At 40.6% G+C, this 22,615-nt stretch carries 22 protein-coding genes; 9 read left to right on the top strand and 13 right to left on the bottom strand.

What is annotated here, in order from left to right; translation table 11 throughout:
* The first annotated feature begins 55 nt into the window (after positions 1 to 55).
* The 3 genes from IGJ17_RS02690 (at position 56) to IGJ17_RS02680 (ending at position 2,083) form a co-directional block, all read left to right on the top strand.
* Entirely contained in the window at positions 56 to 964 is a 909-nt protein-coding gene (locus tag IGJ17_RS02690) for a helix-turn-helix transcriptional regulator (protein WP_139960429.1), read from the top strand.
* Positions 954 to 1,523 (top strand): helicase, encoded by a 570-nt coding sequence (locus tag IGJ17_RS02685; RefSeq protein ID WP_429961064.1) that lies wholly within the window; start codon positions 954 to 956, stop codon positions 1,521 to 1,523. Before IGJ17_RS02690 ends, IGJ17_RS02685 begins: the two co-directional genes overlap by 11 nt.
* 98 nt (positions 1,524 to 1,621) lie before the next feature.
* Complete coding sequence (locus IGJ17_RS02680) at positions 1,622 to 2,083, top strand: GNAT family N-acetyltransferase (protein WP_008377933.1); 462 nt, start codon at positions 1,622 to 1,624, stop codon at positions 2,081 to 2,083.
* A gap of 114 nt (positions 2,084 to 2,197) precedes the next feature.
* Here IGJ17_RS02680 and IGJ17_RS02675 read toward each other — a convergent pair whose 3' ends face one another.
* Both IGJ17_RS02675 and IGJ17_RS02670 read right to left on the bottom strand, forming a co-directional pair.
* Positions 2,198 to 3,043 carry a class I SAM-dependent methyltransferase gene (locus IGJ17_RS02675; RefSeq protein WP_139960426.1) on the bottom strand — a complete coding sequence of 282 codons (846 nt, stop codon included), beginning with the start codon at positions 3,041 to 3,043 and terminating at the stop codon, positions 2,198 to 2,200.
* A 380-nt stretch (positions 3,044 to 3,423) separates the two neighbouring features.
* A complete protein-coding gene (locus IGJ17_RS02670) occupies positions 3,424 to 3,699 on the bottom strand; it encodes a GyrI-like domain-containing protein (RefSeq protein ID WP_008377930.1) in 276 nt (91 codons plus the stop codon).
* 382 nt (positions 3,700 to 4,081) lie between these two features.
* Between IGJ17_RS02670 and IGJ17_RS02665 the strand changes: the two genes are divergently transcribed.
* On the top strand, positions 4,082 to 4,573 hold the full coding sequence (locus tag IGJ17_RS02665) for a PH domain-containing protein (protein ID WP_034878068.1): 492 nt from the start codon (positions 4,082 to 4,084) through the stop codon (positions 4,571 to 4,573).
* On the top strand, positions 4,563 to 6,032 hold the full coding sequence (locus tag IGJ17_RS02660; protein ID WP_139960425.1) for a PH domain-containing protein: 1,470 nt from the start codon (positions 4,563 to 4,565) through the stop codon (positions 6,030 to 6,032). The genes IGJ17_RS02665 and IGJ17_RS02660 overlap by 11 nt, the downstream gene beginning before the upstream one ends.
* Positions 6,033 to 6,144: 112 nt before the next feature.
* Here the strand turns inward: IGJ17_RS02660 and IGJ17_RS02655 are convergent, their stop codons facing one another.
* The 8 genes from IGJ17_RS02655 to IGJ17_RS02620 all read right to left on the bottom strand — a co-directional run bounded on the left by IGJ17_RS02655 (position 6,145) and on the right by IGJ17_RS02620 (position 15,382).
* Positions 6,145 to 7,107: a transketolase family protein gene (locus tag IGJ17_RS02655; RefSeq protein WP_139960424.1), complete on the bottom strand. Its 963-nt coding sequence runs from the start codon at positions 7,105 to 7,107 to the stop codon at positions 6,145 to 6,147.
* Between the two features lie 3 nt (positions 7,108 to 7,110).
* Entirely contained in the window at positions 7,111 to 7,968 is an 858-nt protein-coding gene (locus tag IGJ17_RS02650; protein WP_008377922.1) for a transketolase, read from the bottom strand.
* Positions 7,969 to 7,990: 22 nt separating this feature from the next.
* Positions 7,991 to 9,355: a PTS ascorbate transporter subunit IIC gene (locus tag IGJ17_RS02645; protein ID WP_139960422.1), complete on the bottom strand. Its 1,365-nt coding sequence runs from the start codon at positions 9,353 to 9,355 to the stop codon at positions 7,991 to 7,993.
* Between the two features lie 16 nt (positions 9,356 to 9,371).
* Positions 9,372 to 9,653: a PTS sugar transporter subunit IIB gene (locus IGJ17_RS02640; protein WP_005227537.1), complete on the bottom strand. Its 282-nt coding sequence runs from the start codon at positions 9,651 to 9,653 to the stop codon at positions 9,372 to 9,374.
* Positions 9,650 to 11,689 (bottom strand): BglG family transcription antiterminator, encoded by a 2,040-nt coding sequence (locus IGJ17_RS02635; protein ID WP_429961063.1) that lies wholly within the window; start codon positions 11,687 to 11,689, stop codon positions 9,650 to 9,652. The genes IGJ17_RS02640 and IGJ17_RS02635 overlap by 4 nt, the downstream gene beginning before the upstream one ends.
* 362 nt (positions 11,690 to 12,051) lie before the next feature.
* Entirely contained in the window at positions 12,052 to 13,314 is a 1,263-nt protein-coding gene (locus tag IGJ17_RS02630) for a PTS sugar transporter subunit IIC (protein ID WP_016611331.1), read from the bottom strand.
* Between the two features lie 14 nt (positions 13,315 to 13,328).
* Complete coding sequence (locus IGJ17_RS02625; protein WP_139960420.1) at positions 13,329 to 14,054, bottom strand: glucosamine-6-phosphate deaminase; 726 nt, start codon at positions 14,052 to 14,054, stop codon at positions 13,329 to 13,331.
* Between the two features lie 2 nt (positions 14,055 to 14,056).
* Positions 14,057 to 15,382 (bottom strand): 6-phospho-beta-glucosidase, encoded by a 1,326-nt coding sequence (locus tag IGJ17_RS02620; protein WP_139960419.1) that lies wholly within the window; start codon positions 15,380 to 15,382, stop codon positions 14,057 to 14,059.
* Between the two features lie 145 nt (positions 15,383 to 15,527).
* On the opposite strand from IGJ17_RS02620, the gene IGJ17_RS02615 reads away from it, so the two are divergent.
* Positions 15,528 to 16,280, top strand: coding sequence for a MurR/RpiR family transcriptional regulator (locus IGJ17_RS02615; protein ID WP_429961062.1), 753 nt, complete (start codon positions 15,528 to 15,530; stop codon positions 16,278 to 16,280).
* A gap of 191 nt (positions 16,281 to 16,471) precedes the next feature.
* Here IGJ17_RS02615 and IGJ17_RS02610 read toward each other — a convergent pair whose 3' ends face one another.
* Positions 16,472 to 17,800 (bottom strand): PTS sugar transporter subunit IIC, encoded by a 1,329-nt coding sequence (locus IGJ17_RS02610; RefSeq protein WP_005227522.1) that lies wholly within the window; start codon positions 17,798 to 17,800, stop codon positions 16,472 to 16,474.
* A gap of 145 nt (positions 17,801 to 17,945) precedes the next feature.
* A complete protein-coding gene (locus IGJ17_RS02605) occupies positions 17,946 to 18,659 on the bottom strand; it encodes a GntR family transcriptional regulator (RefSeq protein WP_008377910.1) in 714 nt (237 codons plus the stop codon).
* Between the two features lie 167 nt (positions 18,660 to 18,826).
* Here IGJ17_RS02605 and IGJ17_RS02600 point away from each other — a divergent pair, with 167 nt between their 5' ends.
* Positions 18,827 to 20,251: a glycoside hydrolase family 1 protein gene (locus IGJ17_RS02600; protein WP_139960417.1), complete on the top strand. Its 1,425-nt coding sequence runs from the start codon at positions 18,827 to 18,829 to the stop codon at positions 20,249 to 20,251.
* A gap of 504 nt (positions 20,252 to 20,755) precedes the next feature.
* On the opposite strand, the gene IGJ17_RS02595 is transcribed toward IGJ17_RS02600, so the two are convergent.
* Entirely contained in the window at positions 20,756 to 20,872 is a 117-nt protein-coding gene (locus IGJ17_RS02595; protein ID WP_258185859.1) for a putative holin-like toxin, read from the bottom strand.
* 367 nt (positions 20,873 to 21,239) lie between these two features.
* Here IGJ17_RS02595 and IGJ17_RS02590 point away from each other — a divergent pair, with 367 nt between their 5' ends.
* A complete protein-coding gene (locus tag IGJ17_RS02590) occupies positions 21,240 to 22,073 on the top strand; it encodes a helix-turn-helix domain-containing protein (protein WP_139960416.1) in 834 nt (277 codons plus the stop codon).
* Positions 22,066 to 22,485, top strand: a complete 420-nt coding sequence (locus IGJ17_RS02585; RefSeq protein WP_139960415.1) for a DUF2000 domain-containing protein — start codon at positions 22,066 to 22,068, stop codon at positions 22,483 to 22,485. Before IGJ17_RS02590 ends, IGJ17_RS02585 begins: the two co-directional genes overlap by 8 nt.
* The last annotated feature ends 130 nt before the right edge of the window (positions 22,486 to 22,615 follow it).

Raw genomic sequence — 22,615 nt, 5'->3', positions numbered from 1 at the left:
ACCTAGACACCTTCTGTCAGTGTTTTATCATCTTTTTATAAAAGGAGTAAACCAAGTGAGCACGACACGCCTGTTCGGCCTTATCTACCACCTGTTGAATCATGAAAAAGCAACCACTTCTGAATTAGCCAAACAATTTGAAGTCTCGACTCGCACCATCACCAGAGATATCAATACCCTAAGCAGTATTGGCGTACCCATCTATACCGAAACGGGTCGAAATGGCGGCGTCTATTTGTTAAGCAGTTTTGTGTTGGATAAAATGTTATTATCAGAGGAAGAACGGAAAAACCTGCTGTTGGCGTTGAAAGGGATTCGCCAGCTGACGCCACAGATCAGCGGAGAATCATTGGCAAAACTGCAATCCTTATTCCAGCAAAACGATGCAGACTGGCTAGAAGTTGATTTTTCCACTTGGCATCGGCGAGAAAACGGCAACGACACGTTTGATTTATTAAAAAAGAGTATTTTAACGAACCACGTGATCACCTTTGACTATATCAGTAAACAGGGACCGCAAAAACGCGTCTGTCAGCCTTACAAACTGCTTTTTCGTTCGCAAGCATGGTATCTGCAAGCCTTCGACCAGCAAAAGAATGCCTTTCGGACATTTAAAATCAGCCGCATGAGTCAGGTCCACGTCACTGAACAGCATTTTTTTCCGGTCACTGCGCCTGATTCTGCCATTGAACTGACTATTGACACCTATCCCGCTCGTCTATTCTTTCAAGCCGACGTTCTTTATCGGGTATATGATGAGTTTGATCATCAGGATATTACTTTGACGGAGGAAGGCACTGCTGTAGTTACCGTTGATTTACCCGAGGAAAGCTGGGTGGTGCCCTATTTGTTCTCTTTTGGAAAAAGCCTACACATTTTAAGTCCCCCTCGACTAAAGAATCGTTACCAAGAAGAAGTTGCTGCGATTTATGCCAATTTGACTGAGAGCGAGGGTGCGAACTGATTTTTCAAGAAATGGATCCCTATTGAAAGGAGTGTTTGATTTGAAAGAAGTGATCGTAGACTATGGCGGGGTTTCGCTAGCCCGCCTTTGCCAGCAGTTGGAAGAACAGCAGATTCACTTAAACGCGTATGCCAACCAGCTCTTGCGCCATCCCCACCTCTCCCTCAGTGCCGATAAACAGCGTACTACTTGTGTGATTGTTTCCCTTAAAGAACTGGGACTCACACAAGGTGGCTCGTTGACGGAGATTTTTGCAGCTGCACCTTCTTATGGACTGACCGATTGTACATTGGAAATGGCCTTACACTTTCGCCTCAGTTATCATCAACTGGCAAATAGCACCGGACTGCAATCCCAAGGAAAAGCGCCAGCTGCCGCAATCACGATCGCTTCTATGCCTTTGGAGAAAACCGATGATTTCCCCAAAGGATTCTACGTTCGCCGCATCGATGGTTGTGACTGGTTGCGAGGCTATACTTGCGATGCACGCCACCAGTTTGCACCGGATGACCTGTTTTTGTTTCAACGACGAGACCCGCTGTCAGAGACCTTCAACTGAAGGGGGAACAAATAGTTACCAATCAAGCGTCCCCATTTCCCCTTACTGCAATCATTCTGCAAGATAGGGAGAATCCAAAAGGACGAAAGGAGAAATAGATGAACTTAATACCAATGAAAGACAGCGACTACGCTGCCTACTTAGCCAATGCTGTTTTCGAATACGCCAATGACAAAATCCAAGCAGGCACATGGGCCAAAGACGAGGCCCTCTCCCTCGCCAAAGAAAGCTTTGCTTCTTTACTTCCTCAAGGGACTGCCACTGAAAACAATCACTTGTTTTCTTTATTTGCAGCTGATTTTAGTGAACCGATCGGGGTGATTTGGATCAACACAGCTGCCCAGAAAGCCTTCATCTATGACTTTATCATCGAGGAAGACCAGCGAGGAAAAGGCTATGGAACCAAAGCGTTACAAGCTTTGGAAAAGTGGGCGATCCAGCAAGGCATCACTGAGATCGGCTTGCACGTTTTTGCCCATAATCAATCTGCGTATCAGCTATACAAAAAAATGGGCTATTTGGAAACAGATATTACGATGGTTCGACGTTTCGCTGAATGAGTAGTGTTGAATAGGCCCGATCATTAGTACGAAAAAATTGATCGATCAGTTCCGAGCCAAACAAAAAGAAACGACGAAAAATCATCGTTTCTTTTTGTTTCTATTTACAGAAAACTACTCTTTCAGTTGTGGCTTCTTCAAAAGTATCGCCATTGTTGAATCTTCTTCGCTATAAGGACTGCCTTTAGCATCGCCAAATACCTCACAGATATCAAAGCCTGCAGCCTGAACTTCCCTCAGCAATGCATCTTTTGTAAAATAGGTCGTCCATAAGTAATAATTTGTGGTCTCACCTTCTGCTAAAATCGTTGTTTGCTCCAGCAAGACGTAATCAGGATATTTCCATCGTTGATATAGCACAAGATGGGGCTCCCCCCGCCAAAACCCTTCTGATTCGTGACTTTCCCAGGTCTGCTCTTCATTAAGCGTTAAAAACTGTGCAATCGTAAATACATCGAACAAAAATTTGCCACCCGGTTTTAGATGCGCCAGCACATTTTTTAGCAGTAGTTTGCGTTCCTCTGGATTTAAGGCACCATAGTCGCAATAAATCAAGGTAATAAAATCAAATTGCTGAGGCAATGCCATCTCCAAATAGTTATCAAATAGATAGGTAATATTTAGTTCCCGCTTATTCGCAGAATCTCTCGCATAGGTAAGGGATCTTCTGGAGTAATCAACGCCTGTCACTTCATAGCCCAGCGCTGCAAATTTTTCCGCGTAGATCCCTGGTCCGCAGCCGATATCAAGAAGTTGCGTCTGTTTTTCTGGCGGAACAAGGCGACTGATCCATCGAACGGATTCGTTGATAAAGTCAACCTTTCTACTAGCTCCCTCAAAATCAGGATCCAAATGAGCCTTTAACATTTGCTTGGAAATATACGCATCGTCCCAAAACGCCTCTGCCATTTTTTTATAGAGCGGTGGCCGCTCGATTGCCTTTCTCAATTCTTGGTACATCTTATTTTCCCCTTTCAAAATAATTGAAAAACAAAAAAGACCGCAGATTTCACTCTGCGGTCAACCTTCAAACGATGAAGATCAAAAAGCGAAGAGTAAAATAAAATCAATGATAGGCACTTCAAATAAAACTGCATGCAGTCAATTTTTTGCCTATGAAATTGATTTTATTTACTCTTTTCCAGTCCTACCCCTGTTAACGAAGGAATAACAGCAGATAGGCCGGAGCCATCACCTTTTTCTCTTGTTTTTCTGCCTTTAGTTTAGAAGGCGCTAGTCGATTTGTCAATGGGAATCGCCTGCTTTCCTTCGATAAAAGAAGTTCTTACTGCAATTCACACCTTGCCTAACAAAAAAACTGCATCAAACTACGTCTCTGCTTACTGTCGCCTGCTGATTTTTTCAACAGGAAGCTGGATCTCAGTCAGCCCTTCCTCTTCACTTTCTTTATTCCAAATGCCATCAATATAGCTTTCACGAAAAGGCCCTGTGATTCGATAGCCGTTGTTTTCAACAAACTGGATAACTGCAGCATAGGCTTTCGGAAATTCTGCATAGGCTCCTCTATGGACCGTACAAACTGCTTGTGGTACTTCTTCTATCTGCCTGAAGGTCAAATCACTATCTTGTGATGTATAAGAAACAGCCCCCCTCACTTTATCTCCACCAATCCTATTGGTCAAAAATAGTACGACCAGCGGTATTCCAATACCAAAAAGGTCAGTTGATCAATTGTTTTGCGTCCATTGATTTCTTTTGACAGCCCAGCAACCTCAATCATTTTCTACAGAAATCGCCCTATTCTACTAAAGCATACTGGCTCCTCTTGAGGGAGAGTCAATAGCAGATTCGCTTTTTTCATGACGAACAAACTCATGCTCATTGGTTAGCTAAACGTGGCTTTTTCTTTTTTTACCTATTCGCAACAATATTTAAATCACAATTAACTATTTTTAATTCCTGACCTTGTTTTTTTCTTCTATCTCCACTATATTTGTGGGTAACCCTATTTATTTCTATGTAGAGAGGATGTTTCCCTTGAATTATCCCTTATTAAATGAACAAATGCCTCAAACCATCATTCGTGTTTGGCGGTTGCGAAGGATTACGTCACTGATTATTTTCAGCCTGATTTTCGCTGCTTCTTTTTGGTTTCTAGCCACGCAAAACTGGCTGCATTTCTGGGTGATCACCCTTTGGTCAAGCTTATTGGCGCTGACTTTGATCAGCCATCTGCTTTCTTTTGTGCTAATGAGCTACCGTTACAAATTTCATCGCTACGAGATCCAAGAAAATGATATCGCCATTCAACACGGCTATCTATTCCGCAGCACCACGTATATTCCGATCCGCCGAATCCAGCATATCGAAACAGACCAAGGGATCTTTTTGCGAAAATACTCCTTAGTCTCCTTACAGATCCATACGGCTGCCACCAACCACACCATTGAAGGCTTGCCAGTGGCGCAAGCCGAACGCTTGCGAGAAACCATTATGACTTTAGTCGAGGTGGTCAAAGATGATCTATGAAAAACAACGACTGCCGTTGCTGTGTATCGGTCTTTATTGGTTCAAAAATTGCAAAAATTTTCTGGTACTAGCGTTTCTGCTTGTATTCAAATTATTCAACGACGCCCCTTCTTTGCCAATGATTCTGGGCGGCATTCTGCTATTTTTACTGGTGTGTCTGATTTTTGCGGTACTGTCTTACGCCCGCTTTACCTTTCAAATCGATCAAACGAGTGTACTAGTCAACAAAGGACTCTTTATCCAAAAACAAACGATTTTGCCATTTGAACGCATCCAAACCATTCAAGAGAATCATTACTTTTATTTACGTCCATTTAAATTAGCTGAAGTGAAATTGGAAAGCGCCGCAAGTTCGAGTGGCGAAGCCGAAATTCTTTTCCCAGCGTTGCCGCTGGCTCTCATTGCCTCCATCGAAGCGTCAAAAAAAGCAGCTGCGACACCACAAGAGCCGACTGCCCAAGCAGCTAGTGGAGAAGAACCAACCAATAATTACGCTACTGTTTTTTCGGGTGAGGAAACAGCAAATCCGCCGTTAGAAACATTCACTTTGAAATTCAAGGAGATTTTCTTGTTTTCTATCACTGATTTTTCTGTTTTCACCTTGGTTCTAGTCATCGGCTACAACGTGATCGACAACATTCCCAATCTCTTTACCTATGCATCGGAATTGCAACAACTCGGCCTTTTATTAGGTGCTGCGCTTTTGCTAGGACTGCTGATTTTGTTTTTCTTCCTTGCGATCGCTAGAAATCTTTTCCGCTATTATGGCTTTACGGTGGAAACGAACCAACAACAGCTGCTGATCACGCAAGGCTTGTTTTCTAAACGACACCAAACGATTCCCCTCGCTAGGATCCAAGGGCTAAGTGTCGAACAAAATCTTTATCGCCGAATCTTTCATCTAAGCTCCGTCAAGTTACTGCTGGCTGCTGGCAGTTCTTCAGAAAGCGATGATACGGTCTATCTGTTCCCCATTTTGAAAGAGGCGCAGCTGACCGAAACATTGGCCCGCTTTTTACCTGAATGGTCGTTTCAACAAACCGCTCTAGTGAAAAATCCGCGACCCAACTTTTGGTACTTTTGCCGTTGGCCACTGCTTATCGGGCTGCTTGTTGTAGGAATCTCCGCCTTCTTTTTCTGGTGGTTAGCGCTGATTTTCTTCGTGTTCTTTGGCTCCTTCGTGTTATCAAGCATCTGGCGGGGCAAAATACAAGGGTATCATTTTTTAGATAACCATGTATTGTTGTGTCAAACGATTCGCGGCTTAACAAAGGTGACCGCTTATCTGAAGAAAAATAAAATCCAAGATTTCACCGTCACCACGACGTATTGGCAGCACAAAAAAGGTCTGGGCAAGTTACAGTTGACCATCAAAACCGAAGATACCTTCACCGAAAGTAAGCTGTTCTACTTCCCATTAACCGAAGCAGAAAAGTTACGGCGCTGGTTTTTGTCGTAGTTCAAAAAAAAATGTCAAACAGTAGGACTGACGCGTTGTTTGACGTTTTTTGCAAGTCCTGAAATAAATGAGAAGGAAGCACCAACCATTGATTCGTTGATGCTTCCTTTTTCTATCCCCTGACCTTCCCCTCAACTATTTGCTGCTTGATTGAAGCAGCATCTAAGCCATATTCTTTTTGCAGGAAATCGGGTATGCCGACTTGGCCAAATCGTTCGTTGACACCAATACGTTTTAAGGGGACAGCACTGCCAGTTTCAGCAAGCACTTCGGCGACGGCACTCCCTAGTCCACCGGTGATAGAATGATTTTCGATGGTGATGACTTGCCGTTTTCCCTGAACTTCGCGGATGATCAATTCTTTATCGATCGGTTTGATGGTGAACATGTCGATCACTTCGCAGCTGATTCCTATTTCTGCTAATTCTTCTGCCACTTGCAGTGTTTCAGAAACCAGTTGGCCACTGGCAATCAACAACAGTTCATCGCCTGGTCTTAAAACATTGCCTTTTCCTAGTTCAAAGGTCGAGCCTTTTTCATAAATCGTTGGAACAGCTTTCCGATTGCCTCGTACGTAATGAATGCCGGATAATTGGCTAAAGGTTTTTATGATCCACGCCATTTGGACTTCATCCGCTGCATCGCAGACGATCGATTGGGGAATCATTCTCATCAAAGCCACATCTTCCCATGTCGTATGGGTGCCGCCGTTGTGTCCGACTGCAAACCCCGGATCAGAACCGTAAATGTTGATCGTATTGCCGCCATAGCCGCCAGAAATAAACAGCTGATCGAATACCCGGCGCGTTGCAAATGGCCCAAAAGTGTGGATAAAAGGTGTATAGCCAGTTAAACTCAAGCCAGCAGCGACGCCAACCATATTGGCTTCCGCGATCCCCATGTTGATAAAGCGTTGGGGATGTTTGTTGGCAATCGCTGTCCAGCCGCTGGCAGAACCAAGGTCGGCATCTAACGCAACTAGCTGGTTATTTTCATCCATGAGTTCCACCAATGTGTCAACGACACAAGTTCGCAGCTCTTTACCAGCAGCAGTGGTTTTGCTTAATGTAAACATGCCTTAGCGTCCTCCTTCGATTTTTATCGTCAATTCTTTGATTGCCGCTTCTGCCGCTTGATTGATCTCATCCGTGGTAAACTTCACGGAGTGATTGGCATCTAGTTCTTCAAAGAAAGGAACGCCTTGTCCTTTCACGCTGTCCAAGACAATGCAAACCGCTTGGTCTTCGATTGCTTTGCAGCGCTCGATTGCCTCATCAATGGCTTGCATGTCTGCCCCTGGAACTTTTTCTGTATAAAAGCCAAAAGCAGTCATCTTCTGCTGGATGTCAAAGGGATCAAGAATGTCTTTGGTTGGCCCATCTAGCTGTTTTTTATTGTCATCAATAATGACGATACAGTGATTCAGTTTAAAGTGGGCAATGTATTGGAAGGCTTCCCAGCACTGTCCTTCATTTAGTTCACCATCTCCAACGATCAAATAAACAAAATTGTCCTTGCCTGCCAAGCGCAGGCCTGTCGCGATCCCGGCAGCCATGGAAGTTCCCTGCCCCAGTGAACCTGTGGTGGCATCAACCCCCGGCGTTTTCCAGCGATCCGGATGGGAAGGCAGTCTCGTGCCGCCCTCATTGATCGTCCATAACCACGACCGATCAAAATAGCCCGTATTTGCTAATGCACTGTACAGTGCGGCGCCAGCATGTCCTTTTGATAAAACGAGTCGGTCACGATCCGCCCACTGTGGATCTTGTGGATTGACCCGCAGCTGTTTGCCGTACAAAACGGCCAATAATTCAACAATTGAAAAGGAACCGCCCAGATGGCCTTGCCCCATTTTCTTGATGCTGCAAAGGGTATCTAAACGAATCTTTGCCGCTAATCTTTCGAGTTCGTGGTATTCTTGTTCACTGATTGCCACTATTTATCCCTCCATCCTCTATTTATTCAGAAACAGATTTTGCCCGGCTGTTTTTCTTGAAAATCGTCAATCCGATCAAGACCGCGACTACCGCAATTATCCCTGAGAAGATGGCGATTTGACCGCCCATATTGGCTAAGTTTCCCAGGAAGATCCCTGCAACTCCATAGTCGGTATCAGAGAAAGTTGATCCTTGGAACCCAAGATCCCCCATGACTGGCATCAACAAGATCGGCATGAAGCTGATAATGATCCCATGAATAAAGGAACCAATCACGGCGCCTCGCACACCACCCGTTGCATTGCCGTAAACACCTGCCGTTGCGCCACAGAAGAAATGGGGCACGACACCTGGAATAATAACGGTTGTTCCTGTGAAGACCATGATGATCAAACTAACGATTCCACCGACAAAGCTGGTTAGAAAACCAATCAGAACAGCATTTGGCGCATAAGGAAAGACGATAGGGCAATCCAATGCAGGAATCGCATTAGGAACAAGCTTTTCGGAAATCCCTTTAAAGGCTGGTACGATTTCTGCCAAAATCAGACGGACACCAGCTAAAATCACAAAGACACCAGCGGCAAACGAACCGGCTTGCTGCAACGAATAAATGATCGAGTTCGTGCCATTGCTAAGATTTTCTGTAATAAATTCACTCCCAGCAAAAACTGCTACGATCACGTATACAATAGCCATCGTAATCGTGATACTAACAGTAGAGTCCCGCAAGAAAGACAGGCCTTTCGGAAAATTGATGTCTTCGGTAGATTTTTCCTTATTGCCGACGTATTTCCCAATCAACCCGCTCAATGCGTAGCCGAAGTTCCCCGTATGCCCCAATGCGACGGAATCATTTTTAGTAATTTCTCGAGTAAACGGTTGTGCGATCGCTGGGAAAATCGTGTTACAGATCCCTAACGCTAAGCCGCCAAATAAAACTAGATTAAAAGTATTCATTCCAGTAACGCTCAAAATCACCGCAATCATGCAAGCCATATACAACGTGGCATGCCCAGTCAAATAAATGTATTTAAAGCGAGTGATACGGGCAATCAAAATATTGAAGGCCATTCCGGCTAACATAATAAGTGCGGTATAGGTGCCGTAAGTCGTCAAAGCCAGCGCAACGATCGCTTCGTTATTAGGTACGACCCCTTGCATGTTAAAGGCTGCTTGGAACATCTCCCCAAATGGCGCCAGAGAGCTTTCGATCACCCCAGCCCCGGCAGTGACCACGAGAAACCCAACAAAGGTTTTGATGCCCCCTTTGACGATCGTGGCAATGTCTTTTTTCTGCAGTACATTCCCCAAAACAGCGATCAGCGCAACTAAGATCGCTGGGGTACTCGCGATATCAACAAGAATATCTAAAAATTCGTTCATGACTGTCTACTCCTTTTTATAGTAATCCTTTTTCCTGACAAACGGCTTGAACCTTTTGCTTCAATTCATCGAGATCGATAATACTGTCTAACACCACGATCTCACCTAGATGCTGCGCACTATCGGCTAAATCGCCACCAACGAAGAAAACATCCGCCATATCGGGTGCGGCACTTCCTAAATCATAATGGGACACTTCCACACCTGAGACACCCAATTCATTTAATACAGAATTGATATTCATCTCCACCATAAAACTTGATCCTAATCCTGATCCACACACTGCTGCAAATTTCATTTTTCATCTTCTCCTTCTCTGATCACTTCAATTATTTGATCCGCATTGGTTGCGGAAAGTAACGCAGTTAGTTTTTCATTATTCGACAAAATTTTTGTTAAACTCGCTAACGCTTTTAGATGGAGCTCATTGTCAACTGCTGCCAAACATATAAACACTTGAATGGGGTGTTGCGGATCATCATTTAAAAGCACTGGCTCTTTGACTTTTAATAACGACATCCCGATCGCATTGACCCCATCTTCTGGACGCGCATGAGGCAAAGCGATGCCTTTTCCAATATGGATAAAGGGACCGTGATCCACCACTTTATTGATCATGGCGGTTATATACTGTTCCTCAATCTTATTAGTCTTTTTTAATGGTGCAGCAGCTTCTCGAATGGCTTCTTGCCAAGTCAGCGGCACCTCGGTAAATTGGATGGTTTCTGCTGTTAATAAATCTGATAACATCGGACGTTGGTCTTCCCTTCTATTCAATTCTCGATTGATTTTTCTTTGCAAAATTTTTCTCAGCTTTTGCTTACTGATGCCTGCTTTTAAATCAACATAGGGCAAAATCACTTCTAACACATCGTCAATGGAATGCAAACCAGTTTTTGAAGGAAAGAATGCCGCTTGTACGTTTCTAAGCAGTTCATCCTTCTCAATGGGCGTCATAATCGGATTGATCACATAACATGGTCGTTTGGTTTTGATCGGGGCACTGGAAAAAATCAGATCAATCTCTTCATTGAAACGAACATTTTCATACTCTTCGATCGAACGAGCCGGCAAAAAATGGATCTGGGGAAACAGTTCCTTTAATTCTGATTCCAAAATCAAGGATGAACTGATGCCGCTTGGGCAGACAACTAATGCATTCAATTGGAAGTAATCACGTTTGGCCTTTTGTTTACTGATTTCTCCACCAAACAAAATCGTAAAATAACCGATTTCTTCATCAGGGATCGTACCGACTAGGTCTTCTAAAGAACCCAGTGCTCGTCTCGTCAGTTCAAACAACTCATTGTATTGCAGCTTGATTTCTTCAATCAGTACATTCTCCAGTGGAAAACCGTAGCGGATTCGAAAATACGCCGGGACAAGATGATAGAATGTGTTCATCAAAAGGGTGCGATAGTCCACAAACTCGATAGCTGCCAGCCGTTCCATTTCATGAATGATCTTACTGGCACATTCCAATAAAAACTCTAATGAAGTATCTTCGATATCTCCTTGCAGAATCGTTTTCAACAGGATCGTTACATAAAGTTCTTCTGTTTTCCGATCTTTGATGGCAGGAAATTCTGCTAAAAACTGCTGACTAACTTGATGGACATGCAGCGACTGTAGCAGCGATGTTTCTGTCTCCGCTAAAGAAACAGCCGTTTCTGCCATCCGAAAGGATAAATAATTAAGAAAATAAAGCATTTCTTCGAAGCGGCTCGGTACGATCACCAGATTGAAGGCAGTCAATGTTGCGGACAAACGATCTCTTATTTGAATATATATCGTTTTATTCTGCTCATAGATTCCCTCAAATAAAAGCAAATTCCCATTTTTCGTATTGGATAACGCACTGACTTTTCGAAAAGCAAGAGCGCGAATCTGATATTCCTCTCCCTCTAGATAAAAGCCATATTTTCGAGAGTACAATAGTTGAATCTTTAAAGCTGCAAGTTCCTCTCTGATCCCCTTTAAGTCCTTCAAAATCGTATTTTTACTGACATATAACAGATCTTGAAACTGGTAGACGGATAAGTCTTTCACTGCTGAAAAAGTCAGAAGATAAATCATGGACCGCCGCTCTTCTTCCGAAAAAAACAACGTGTTCTTCTGGACATCGAAAAGAATTTCCGGCCATTTTCGTTGAATCAGCGAAGGAATCAAAACTTCTCCCTCATGCATCGTGATTCGTTGATTCAACCGCTGTTCAGTGATTTGATTGATCTTGGCAATCTCCGCCAGAAATTCCTCATCCCTCCACTTCGTCAACTGAAGAAACGCCTCAATATTTGGTTCTGAAAACAGATACGTCAATTTGAAATGAATCATATTTGCTACCCCCACCTAAACTATAGCTTGCACAAAATGAAATCGCCATCATTTATCGGTACAACTGAAGCTCCGTTTTTTTTAAACGATAGACCGAAGAGGAGATTTCAAGGATTACCATAACATCCAATAAAGTATTCGAGAAGGTTTTATTGATAGAAGCAAATGATAAAAAATACAACATTAAAAAAGCGAATCATTTACTGATTCGCTTAGATAATGATGCTATTTGTTGTTTTATTATTGAAACTATCAGAATCATGAAGGACAATCGTCTTTTTTCCAATATACTTTTTTAAAGTTATTTTCTGATACCTAAAAATACTTATCTTAATGAATGATGGAAAATAGGCTTCTTCTATCTACTCACTTATACTCACAGGAATCGTTGTTTCCGTTTCTTGCGCCTCTGCGGTTTCATTTTTCACTTGCTGCTTTTCCAATATTTTGAAAAATGGCATATAAATAAAATATGAAATGAAAATCGATACAAAAGACCAAACGGCTGCTCCAATACTACCATTAGTAGCTAAATAAGGACCAATAATAGGAGGAATAGTCCATGGAACTTGAATAACAATCGGTCCTACTATACCAATATTCATTAAGATATACGTACCGATACATAGGACCATAGGCGTTGCTATAAACGGAATAAGCATTACAGGATTCATCACAATAGGCAAACCAAAAATAACCGGTTCATTGATACAAAAAATAGCTGACGGCAAAGATAATCGTCCAATCGACTTATACATCTTACTTCTGGAATGGAGCATATTTAACACTAGACCGAGTGTTGCTCCAGTTCCGCCTAAACACATAAAGACAATCCAAAATCCATCGGCAAAAACATGAGGTACTTCTGCACCACTTTGAAAAGCTGCCGTATTATCAGCAAGATAACTTAGGAAAACAGGGGTCGCAATTCCAGACAAAACATTGTCTCCGTGGATTCCACATATCCATAGCAAACAAACGAGAAGTGTGTATAACAGCATGCCTGGGAGTGTTCCCATCCCTTGCATTAAAGGTTGGAAAACAATAGTAATGATTTCATTGATATCAACCCCTAATAAAGTTCTGACGATCCATATAACGGTCAGAATAAATGCCCCTGGGATTAACGTTGCAAAAGAGGTTGCTACAGTGGGCGGCACACCCTCTGGCATTTTTATTACAATATTGTGAGTGACAAACCATTTAAAAGCATGAGTAACAAAGACCCCAACAATGATCGCGGTAAACATACCACTAGCACCAAAATTAGCCAAATTTATCGTCCAGTCATCGTTTAATGTTGCTAGAAGAAAGCCGATAGTTGTGAGCATCGAATTAGAAATAGCATCAACACCAAACTCTTTTCCTAAATGATAGCCTATACCAATGGCAGATATCAGTCCAAGGATTCCGAACGTAACATTGACTGGTGCATTCAACTGCGGCCCCCAATTTGACACAAAATCCATCCATGACTGTATTGGAAAGTTACCAATGATTAGGAAGATACTTCCAACAATAGTAAAAGGAATCGTCATGGAAATCCCATTTCTTATAGCAACTAAGTGTTTACTATTGCCTATTTTCAGCAATATAGGCAATACCTTGTTCTCAATGACCTGCATCTTTTTTCCTCCTTTTAGTTCACGACTTCCTTATCAACCACCAATACAGGATCTTTGTGCAACCATAGAGAAGTAACTGGACACTCTTTTGTAATCGTACCGCATAGAAATTGTTGTATCGCAGATTTCTTTTTTGCTCCACTAGCTTGTACGATCATTGTTCCAGATTGTAATAATTGTCCTATACCTAACGTAATTCCTTTCGTACGATCAACTTTCTCATCTGAAAAATATTTTTTCCCAACACTTTGGGTTGATTCGTCTAAGTTCACTATATGAGCTTTATCTTCGAAGGACGAACCAGGCTCATTAAAACCTAAGTGCCCATTTACTCCAACCCCAAGCAAACTCAGTGTTAATCCTCCATTCTCCTCGATAAATTTATCAGCTTTTTTGCATTCCTCATTTAAATCATCGGCTAAAGGATCAAATGTGTGAAGTTGCTTTAGGTCAATAGGAACCCGATTGAATAAGTTTCTTTTTAAATAGGATAGACAACTGCCTTCATTTTTCGGATCGATTCCAACCCATTCATCTAGTTCAATAAACTTTGCCTGGGATAAATCTATTTCTTTGTTGATTGCTGCTTCTGCAATGATGTTAAGCGTTCCTACGGGTGTATCACCACCTGCAAAGCAATATAACCCATTTGGCTTTTCTTTTAAGACATCTAAAATGAGTTTTGCACAGATCTTACTGACTTCTTGGTAATTTGCCTCAACATAGTATTTTACTTTCATTGTCATTCTCCTTTAAAAAAATTCGGCAGATATTCTTTGTGTGCTAAAAGCATTTCATCAAGTAGTTGCTTTGCTGTCCTATCACTTGGAACTAAGGGATTGATCGTCATCGCTAATAAAGCAGTGTTATAGTCTCCCGTAACAGCTGCTTGGGCCGCTATACGTTCAAAAGACTTAATTTGTTGAACTAGTCCTTTGATAGGAATAGGTAATTCACCTGTAGTCAAAGGGATCGGTCCTTGTTTTGTAATCAAACAATTTACTTCAACCGCTGAATCACAATCGATATCACTAATGGCACCATTATTTCTTGTATTGACCGTTTGAATATCACGTTTGTCATTATAGATGGAATTAATTAAATTACATGCTGCTTCACTATAATAAGCGCCCCCACGTTCTGACAATTGAGGTGGTTTGATTGCTAGATGTTCATCTTTATAAAGTTCAAACAACTCATGTTCGATTTTCTGCACAACTTCTGCACGAGTTCCTTCTTTCTCTGCTGATCGTTTTTGCTCAGACAACATAGTAGCTGTTTGATAGTAATACCTTAAATAGCCGATGGGAATCATGCCAAGTGTTCGGAAAAAATTTGGTTCCCATTCTAAATCAGCAATGTTTTTCAGACCAACTGCATCGCCAGTATCTTGCGTCATCAATGTAAGTACTTTTTGGGTCACATCAATCCCTTTATGATAAATCTTTTTCGCAAAAACCATATGATTTAGCCCAGTAAATTCAACATATAATTCTTCTTTGGGTACTTTTAATGTTTCTGCAATGCCACGTTCTATTCCAATTGGTCCATTACACAAACCTACTACTCTACGCATATTGCTATGGCGTAAGACAGCTTCTGTCACCATGCCAGCTGGATTAGTGAAGTTGATCAGCCATGCTTCTGGGCATAGGCGCTCCATGTCTTTCACTATTTCTAAGATAACAGGAATCGTGCGTAATCCTTTAAAAAGCCCTCCTGGACCATTCGTTTCTTGTCCAATCGTGTCATATGTTAAAGGAATTCTCTCGTCTTTCGCTCGCGCTTCCAAAAGACCTACACGAAATTGCGTCGTAACGAAGTCCGCATCCTTTAATGCCGCTTCACGATCAAGAGTCATATAAATTTTCATTGGAAGGTTCGCTTTTTTTACCATACGTTTAGTAAGTTCCCCAACTATTTCTAATTTCTCTCTTCCTTGTTCAATATCCACAAGCCATAATTCTGAAATCGGTAATTCAGCATATCGTTTAATAAATCCTTCTATCAATTCTGGTGTATAACTTGATCCACCGCCAATTGTTGCAATTTTTATTCCTTTATCCATCCTGAAACACTCCTTTAACTTAACTACATGGTCAGTATAGATTATTTTTATCCCCTTAAATACCGCCTTTAAGTAAACGGTTACAAAAACAGACGATTGACACCGGTTACAATCCTGTTACAATTTGTAACAGGAGGGGATTACTATGTTGTTTCTTGACTATCAACCAGACTTAAATGAAACGGATATTGAAGTATATAAAGCAATAATTTCAGACGTAAATGCAGTTGCTTCCATGAGTATTCGTGAATTAGCTGAGAAAAGTCATACGAGTACTGCCAGCGTACTACGCTTTTGTAAAAAATTTCGCTGTACCGGTTTTTCTGAATTTAAAATTTACCTCAGTGCGTATCTCGAATCTCTTAAAGAAGAAAAAGAGGTAAAAACACTTGATTTTGAGAGTGAACTCTTGAATTTTTTAGCACGGACACAAGACAAATTCTTTGAAGATAAATTTGATGAGGCAGTTCACTTATTGATGGAAAAAGAGCTGATCATTTTTATTGGCGTAGGCTCCTCAAATGTTGTTGCTGAATATGGTTCTCTTTATTTCTCGTCACTATTTAACATGGCGATTCGCATTGAAGATCCTAGTAATTATCCTATTAATTACCTATCCACTGAGTTAGCAAAAAAAATGTGTATCGTCGCTTTATCCGTTTCCGGCGAGACCACAGAAATCATTCAATATTTAAATCATTTGAATCTATCAGAAAGCTCAGTAATAGGAATTACCAGCAGCTCTAATTCAACACTTTCTAATTTAGCTGATATTTCAATAACCTATAATATTTCGCTAGAAAAAATTAATGAAGCTGATATTACAACCCAGATACCGGCAATGTATATTATTGAAAAGTTAGCCAAAACCGTGAGAAATAGAATGGAAACTCAATAGATTTGTAAAAAAAATTCTTCAGGTAATTCTTTCCCTCTATTCACAAGTTCACTGATTGATATTTCCACAAAAAAAAGAGACTCACATGTATCTATGTGGTCTCTTTTTGATATACAAATTTGTTCAATTTATTTGTTTCTCGTCCCTTTGGTTTGAGACGACTTCAAAAAATCTTGTGAAGTTTCCTCTTCTCAATCATTTGCCTCTTCATTTCCTATTGTTGAGGTAACTTTTTCATCGATACGTAAAAATGGTAAGTAGATAAAAACACTCACAGCAATGATCGCAATTTGTAAGACTGATGCTCGCCAATCGCCACCAGTTGCTAAAAATCCAGATATGACGGGAGGAGTGGTCCAAGGTATCTGCACGACTACATGATTGATCAAACCAACAGCTGTCGCAAAATATGCAACTGTTAGGGAAAAAATCGGCGCCAATACAAATGGAATAATCAAACTAATATTGAAAACAATTGGTAAACCAAAAATGATTGGTTCACTGATATTAAAAAGTGCTGGAGTTACGGATAATTTTGCAAAGTCTTTGTAATCTTTACGACGACTAAAGATAAAAATAGCAATTAGCAAAGCAATAGTATTTCCTGACCCTCCCATAACAGCAAACGTATCTTTAAATGCCATGTTTATGATATGTGGAATATCTTCCCTATTCGCATAAGCAGCCATATTCTCTTGCATATTTTGAATCAAGAACGGATCGAGAAGTGAACCTGATATCACTGCTTGATGAATTCCAAACCCAAAAAAGAGATTTGCAATTGAGGTAATTAAGAGGAACCCTGGTAAACCTGTCGTTACCCTACTTAAAGGCCCAGTGATTAGAGTAGTAATCAACGAATTAACATCCATATTGAATAATTGATTGACAGCAAATGAACCAATTGCGAAGGTAGTCACGGTAATCATGATTGGAATAAGGACGTTAAAAGACTTCAACACAGCTGGAGGGATATTTCCTGACAATTGAATTTGTAACTTTTTATTATTAGATAACTTAATAAAGAGTTCCGTAGCAGCTAAGCCCACAAAAATTCCAACGAACATTCCTGACGCACCAGTATGAGTGACAGGAATAACCCCACCTACTTCCAGCGCTTCTTGACTTCCTTCTGGTGTAAACATCGTCATCATAGGGGTGAGAACAATAAACGTTGAAATAGCGACTAGAACAGCAGCAATATGATTTGTATAATTTCTGCTAACACACATATGATAAGAAACTGCCGCAACAACTAATAGTGTCGTTATACTTAGCGTTCCATTACTGATGGAAGTCCCGATCTCTTGAATCGTCGTTAATGTTGCTGGATCAATAATATTTCCCATAAATCCTGTTGGCTCTAAAATAACATAGTTGATCAATGTAACAAATCCCGCCAACATCATAAAAGGCATAAAAGTGGCGAAAGCATCCCTTAGTGTTCGAAGATGAATCTGGTTCCCTAACCTTGTGGCTATTATTCCGAACTTTTCAAAAATAGCATCTTTTTTACTCATAATTCCAATCAGTCTCCTTTTTTAGTTGTAAGCGATTGCTTATGGGATGATCATACACCAGCTCTTCCAAAAAGTAAATATCTTTATTTAAAATTATATATCTTTTTTCGAAAGTCAAAAAAAGACCAACGAAATTCGTTAGTCTTCACTTCTCAACAAAAACTGCTTCAAAAATAAAATCTTTGTATAAATGTCTCGAAAGAGAATATTCAAACGGTATACCAGAAGACAATGACACCACTTTGTCTACCTCTATCATAAACTCGCCTGGTTTTACAGAAAGAATTTCCGCATCGAAATCATTTGCCACATCCCCTTTGATCCAAATATGGGAAGATTTAATCTCTAGACTAAGCTCATTTGTAATGTAGCCATATACAGAACGTTTCAAATGCTTTGGTTCTAACCCCGGTATAACAGAAAGTGGCATAAACGTTTGCTCAATAGAATAAGGCTGTTCATCAATAAAACGACTTCTAATAATATTATAGACATACTCTTTTTGATTTATTTCTAAAATTTCTGCAACTTCATTCGATGGCAACTCAATTGAGAACGTATGGATTTCAGAAGTCACATGTTCTTCCCCTACTAAATCAAAAAGACCTTCATTTGGTCCAAACACTTTCGAATTATCAATTGGTCTGCGTAGAACTTCCGTTCCAAATCCACTACGTGTTCGTAAAACTCCCTCTGATACTAGCATATCAATACCTTTCTTCACAGTGAGCTTACTTGTTTGATACTCATGCGCAAGTTCATCGCCCGTAGGTAATTTTTCACCGATTTGATAGGTTCCATTGGCAATTTTTTTCTTTACCTCCGTATAAACCTCCATATATTTTGGCTGTTTCTTCATAACTTACTCCCTCATACTCATCTCTATTACTTATACTTTAACATAAAAATTGTCTTTTTACAGCTAAAACCATACCCACCATAAAAAGATATATATTTTTAATAAAAAGTATTTATTTATATCAAAAGCAATGTTACACTGTTAAAAACGAACAGGAGGAAACGATAATGTCAATACATACTCAGTTAACATTTCCAGCTGACTTTTGGTGGGGATCCGCTTGGTCAGCAGAACAATCTGAAGGGCGTGGAGAAACAGGAAAAGCGGAGACCGTATGGGATCGGTGGTTTCACGAAGAACCTCATCGTTTTTATAAACGAATTGGACCTAGTATTACGACAGACCATATCCATCGTTACCACGAAGATATTCAATTGATGAAACAAACCGGGCACAATTCATTTCGGGTGTCTATCTCATGGGCACGAATGTTTCCAAATGATGGGGTTGGTAAAGCGAACGAGAAAGCGATAGCCTATTATCGAGATCTTTTTACCGAAATGAAAAATAATAATATCAAAGTTTTTGTGAATCTCTATCATTTTGACATGCCAGCAAAATTACAAGATAAAGGGGGATGGGAATCACGTGAAGTTGTTGAAGCTTATGTAAATTTTGCTGATACCTGTTTTCTAGCGTTTGGCGACTTAGTTTATCATTGGTTCACCTTTAACGAACCTTTGGGGCCAATCTTGGGCTCTTATTTAGAAGATTTTCACTATCCAAATCTCATTGATTTTAAACGTGGTGCTCAAGCAGCGTTCTTTACCATATTAGCCCATGCAAAAGCCATTCAAACTTTTAAAAAATACCAGCTATCTAGCAAAATCGGAGTAATTCTCAATTTGAGTCCGACTTTCCCAAGAAGCCAAAATTCAGCAGATAAAAAAGCAGCAGAAATTGCGGATCTTTTTTATACACGTAGTTTCTTAGATCCCATGGTCAAAGGAGTATTTCCAGAAAAACTAATCTCTTTGCTGGAGGAATATGACCAATTACCCGTTGATTTCAATGACACAGACCTAAAAATTATTGAAGAGAATACCGCGCAGATACTTGGTCTAAACTACTATGAACCACGCCGTGTCAAAGCAAGAACTTCTGCCGTTAATTTAGAAAGTCCATTCTTACCAGAATGGTTCTTTGAACCGCATATTATGCCTGGTCGTCGAATGAATGAATATCGTGGATGGGAAATCTATGAAAAAGGAATTTATGATTTATGTATGGACATCAAAAATAACTATGGAAATATTGAATCCTTTATCTCAGAAAACGGCATGGGTGTTGCTAATGAAGAACGGTTCATGGATGAAAATGGACAGGTGATTGATGACTATCGCATTGAATTTATCCAAGATCATCTCGCCTATTTATGGAAAGCAATTCAAGATGGCTGTAATATAAAAGGGTATCATCTATGGACATTCATTGATTGTTGGTCATGGATCAATGCATATAAAAACCGCTACGGCTTAGTTTCTTTAGATTTAGCCACACAGAAACGTACAATAAAGAAAAGTGGCTTGTTTTACAAGGAACTAAGTAAGCAAAACGGTTTTTCCTACGATCTCGAGCGATTGGTAGATTAGCATTCACGAATATGATCGATAGTGATCTGTATAGAAGAAACCTGTTGCCACAACTCCTCTCTAGCACCTTTTAAGAAGGCGACAGGGTTTTATTAGTAAAAAAATAACCGTTTCCTTGCTAAAGTCGACGGTTATTTTTTTGTTATTTTTCACTGTGGCTAGGATACGAAAGAGCAGCACGGCAATAAATGTACCAGAATTTATCTGGTACTTATTAGCCGCTAGTTTCGATAATAATGCTTCCCTTTTCTTTAAACATTGCATTCGTTTTTAGATGTTCGAACACTTTTCAAAAATGACTACATCGAACACTTATTCCAATTGAGAATAAGGTTTTGACTATGTCGCTTATCGATTTTGTTTGAAAATATCCTTGTTAAAGTTGAAAAATCACTCTCTTCTTGCTATACTAACTATGTAAAGAGGAGTTGTTGCCACAACCCCTCTGCAGCGCCATTTAAGACGGCGACAGTTTTTTTAACTTAAAAGATAACCGTTTCCCTGTTAAAGTCGACGGTTATTTTTTTTGTCATTTTTCACTGCGGCTAGGATACCAAAGATCAGCATGGCGGTAAATGTACCAAAACTGATCGTTAGCCCGATTGCTTCCGCTGTGGACAAAAAGGCTTCTCCTTTCTGAAGAGTTAGTACTTACATTCATAAGCACCACCACCTTTCAAAGATAGCCACCGTCACAAACTTTACTGCAGTCAAATGGTACCATACTTCCATCAATAAAACTTTCAAATGCCAAGGATTTATCGTTATTTTTTTCACGGTGCATGGTCTATTTGCTTTGATTCATTCCATAGAATCGTCAAAATATACTGCTGTTCTTTCTTCAAGGCTGATCCGCTCTTTCCCGACATTCTCCAGTCCCTTTTCTCAGTCCCAATCAAGGGCCTCCATCAAGAAAAATAGTCAAAAGTCAATATCATTCTATTCACCAAAAACCACTTTTGTTATAGTAACAAAAAGGAGAATGCAGATGAGAAATGAACGAAAAATCATTCAAGATAGCACCCTTGGTGTAGAGGCTTTATTATTTAACGGCATCCAGCAGGAGTTTCCTAACCATTGGCACGAATATTATGTGATTGGCTTGATGGAAGCTGGGACGCGTCAATTCACCTGTCAAAATACCTGCTATATCGTTGAAGCAGGCGACTTGATTTTGATTCCGCCAAAGGCTGCCCACCGCTGCCAGCAACTCACGGAGGAAAAGCTGGTTTACCGCAATATCCACTTAACCCCGGAGAACATGGCGGTACAAGTACAAAAAATTTTTAACACTCAATTGACGCCGCACTTTCCTGAACCGGTCATTCGCCAAGTGAAAGAAAAAGAGGAATTTCATGCAGTGCACCAGCTGTTGCTGTCGGATCGCGGCGATGAGTTTGAAAAGCAAGAACGCTTTACTTGTCTCCTTCACGACCTGCTTGTTCAGTATGCGGATTTCACCCACGAACAAACAGATCCGGTTTCAAATAAAGCCGCAGCAGCAAAAGCCTATATCGATCAACATTATGCTGAAAAATTGTCCTTGAGTGAATTAAGTGACGTTTTTGGAATGAATCAGTACGTCTTGATTCGGCAGTTTACCAAAGCGTATGGGCTGTCGCCGTTTCAATATTTAAGTACGGTGCGCATCAGTGCTGCCAAGAAAAGACTAGAAGCACAAGAAGCAATTGCAGAAGTCGCTTTTCTGACAGGTTTTAGTGACCAAAGTCATTTTACCCGTATCTTTAAAAGCTTGATTGGGGTCACCCCGAAAGCTTACCAAACAATATACCAAGAAGATGGAGTGAGAACGTATGAATAACCAAGAAAAATGTGTCATGATTATCGATGAACAATTACCGATTGGCTTAGTTGCAAATACTGCTGCAATTTTAGGTGCAACCTTAGGCAAATTGTTTCCCGAAGGAATCGGAGAAGATATTTACGATTCGACAGGAAGAAAACACCTTGGCATTGTCAACTTTCCCATTCCTATCTTAAAAACGAACAAGGAACAGTTGCAGACCATTCGTGAATCGATCAGTCAGCAAGCTGATCCAGAAGTAACCATCATTGATTTTTCCGATGTTGCTCAGATCACCAATTCTTACGAGAAATACCGTCAGACGCTTGAGACGATTCCCACAGAAACACTGGCTTATTTTGGTCTTTGTTTAAAAGGCAAGAAAAAGAGTATCAATAAAGTCGCTGGTAGTTTGCCGTTGTATCGGTAAAGCGCTAGTAAGAAAACGGTCGTTTAAAACAAATTTTCTTTTTGTCGGCCGAACAGTCTTCTTGCTATATACGTTATTTATAAACAGTCTTACAAAAAAACAAACACTTTTGAGGTGTTTGTTTTTTTGT

This window comes from Enterococcus sp. DIV1096b (assembly GCF_050498765.1).
GTDB classification, from domain to species: domain Bacteria; phylum Bacillota; class Bacilli; order Lactobacillales; family Enterococcaceae; genus Enterococcus_D; species Enterococcus_D entomosocium.
Note: the sequence above shows the minus strand (reverse complement) of the source record. Positions and strands in the feature narration are given on the sequence as shown.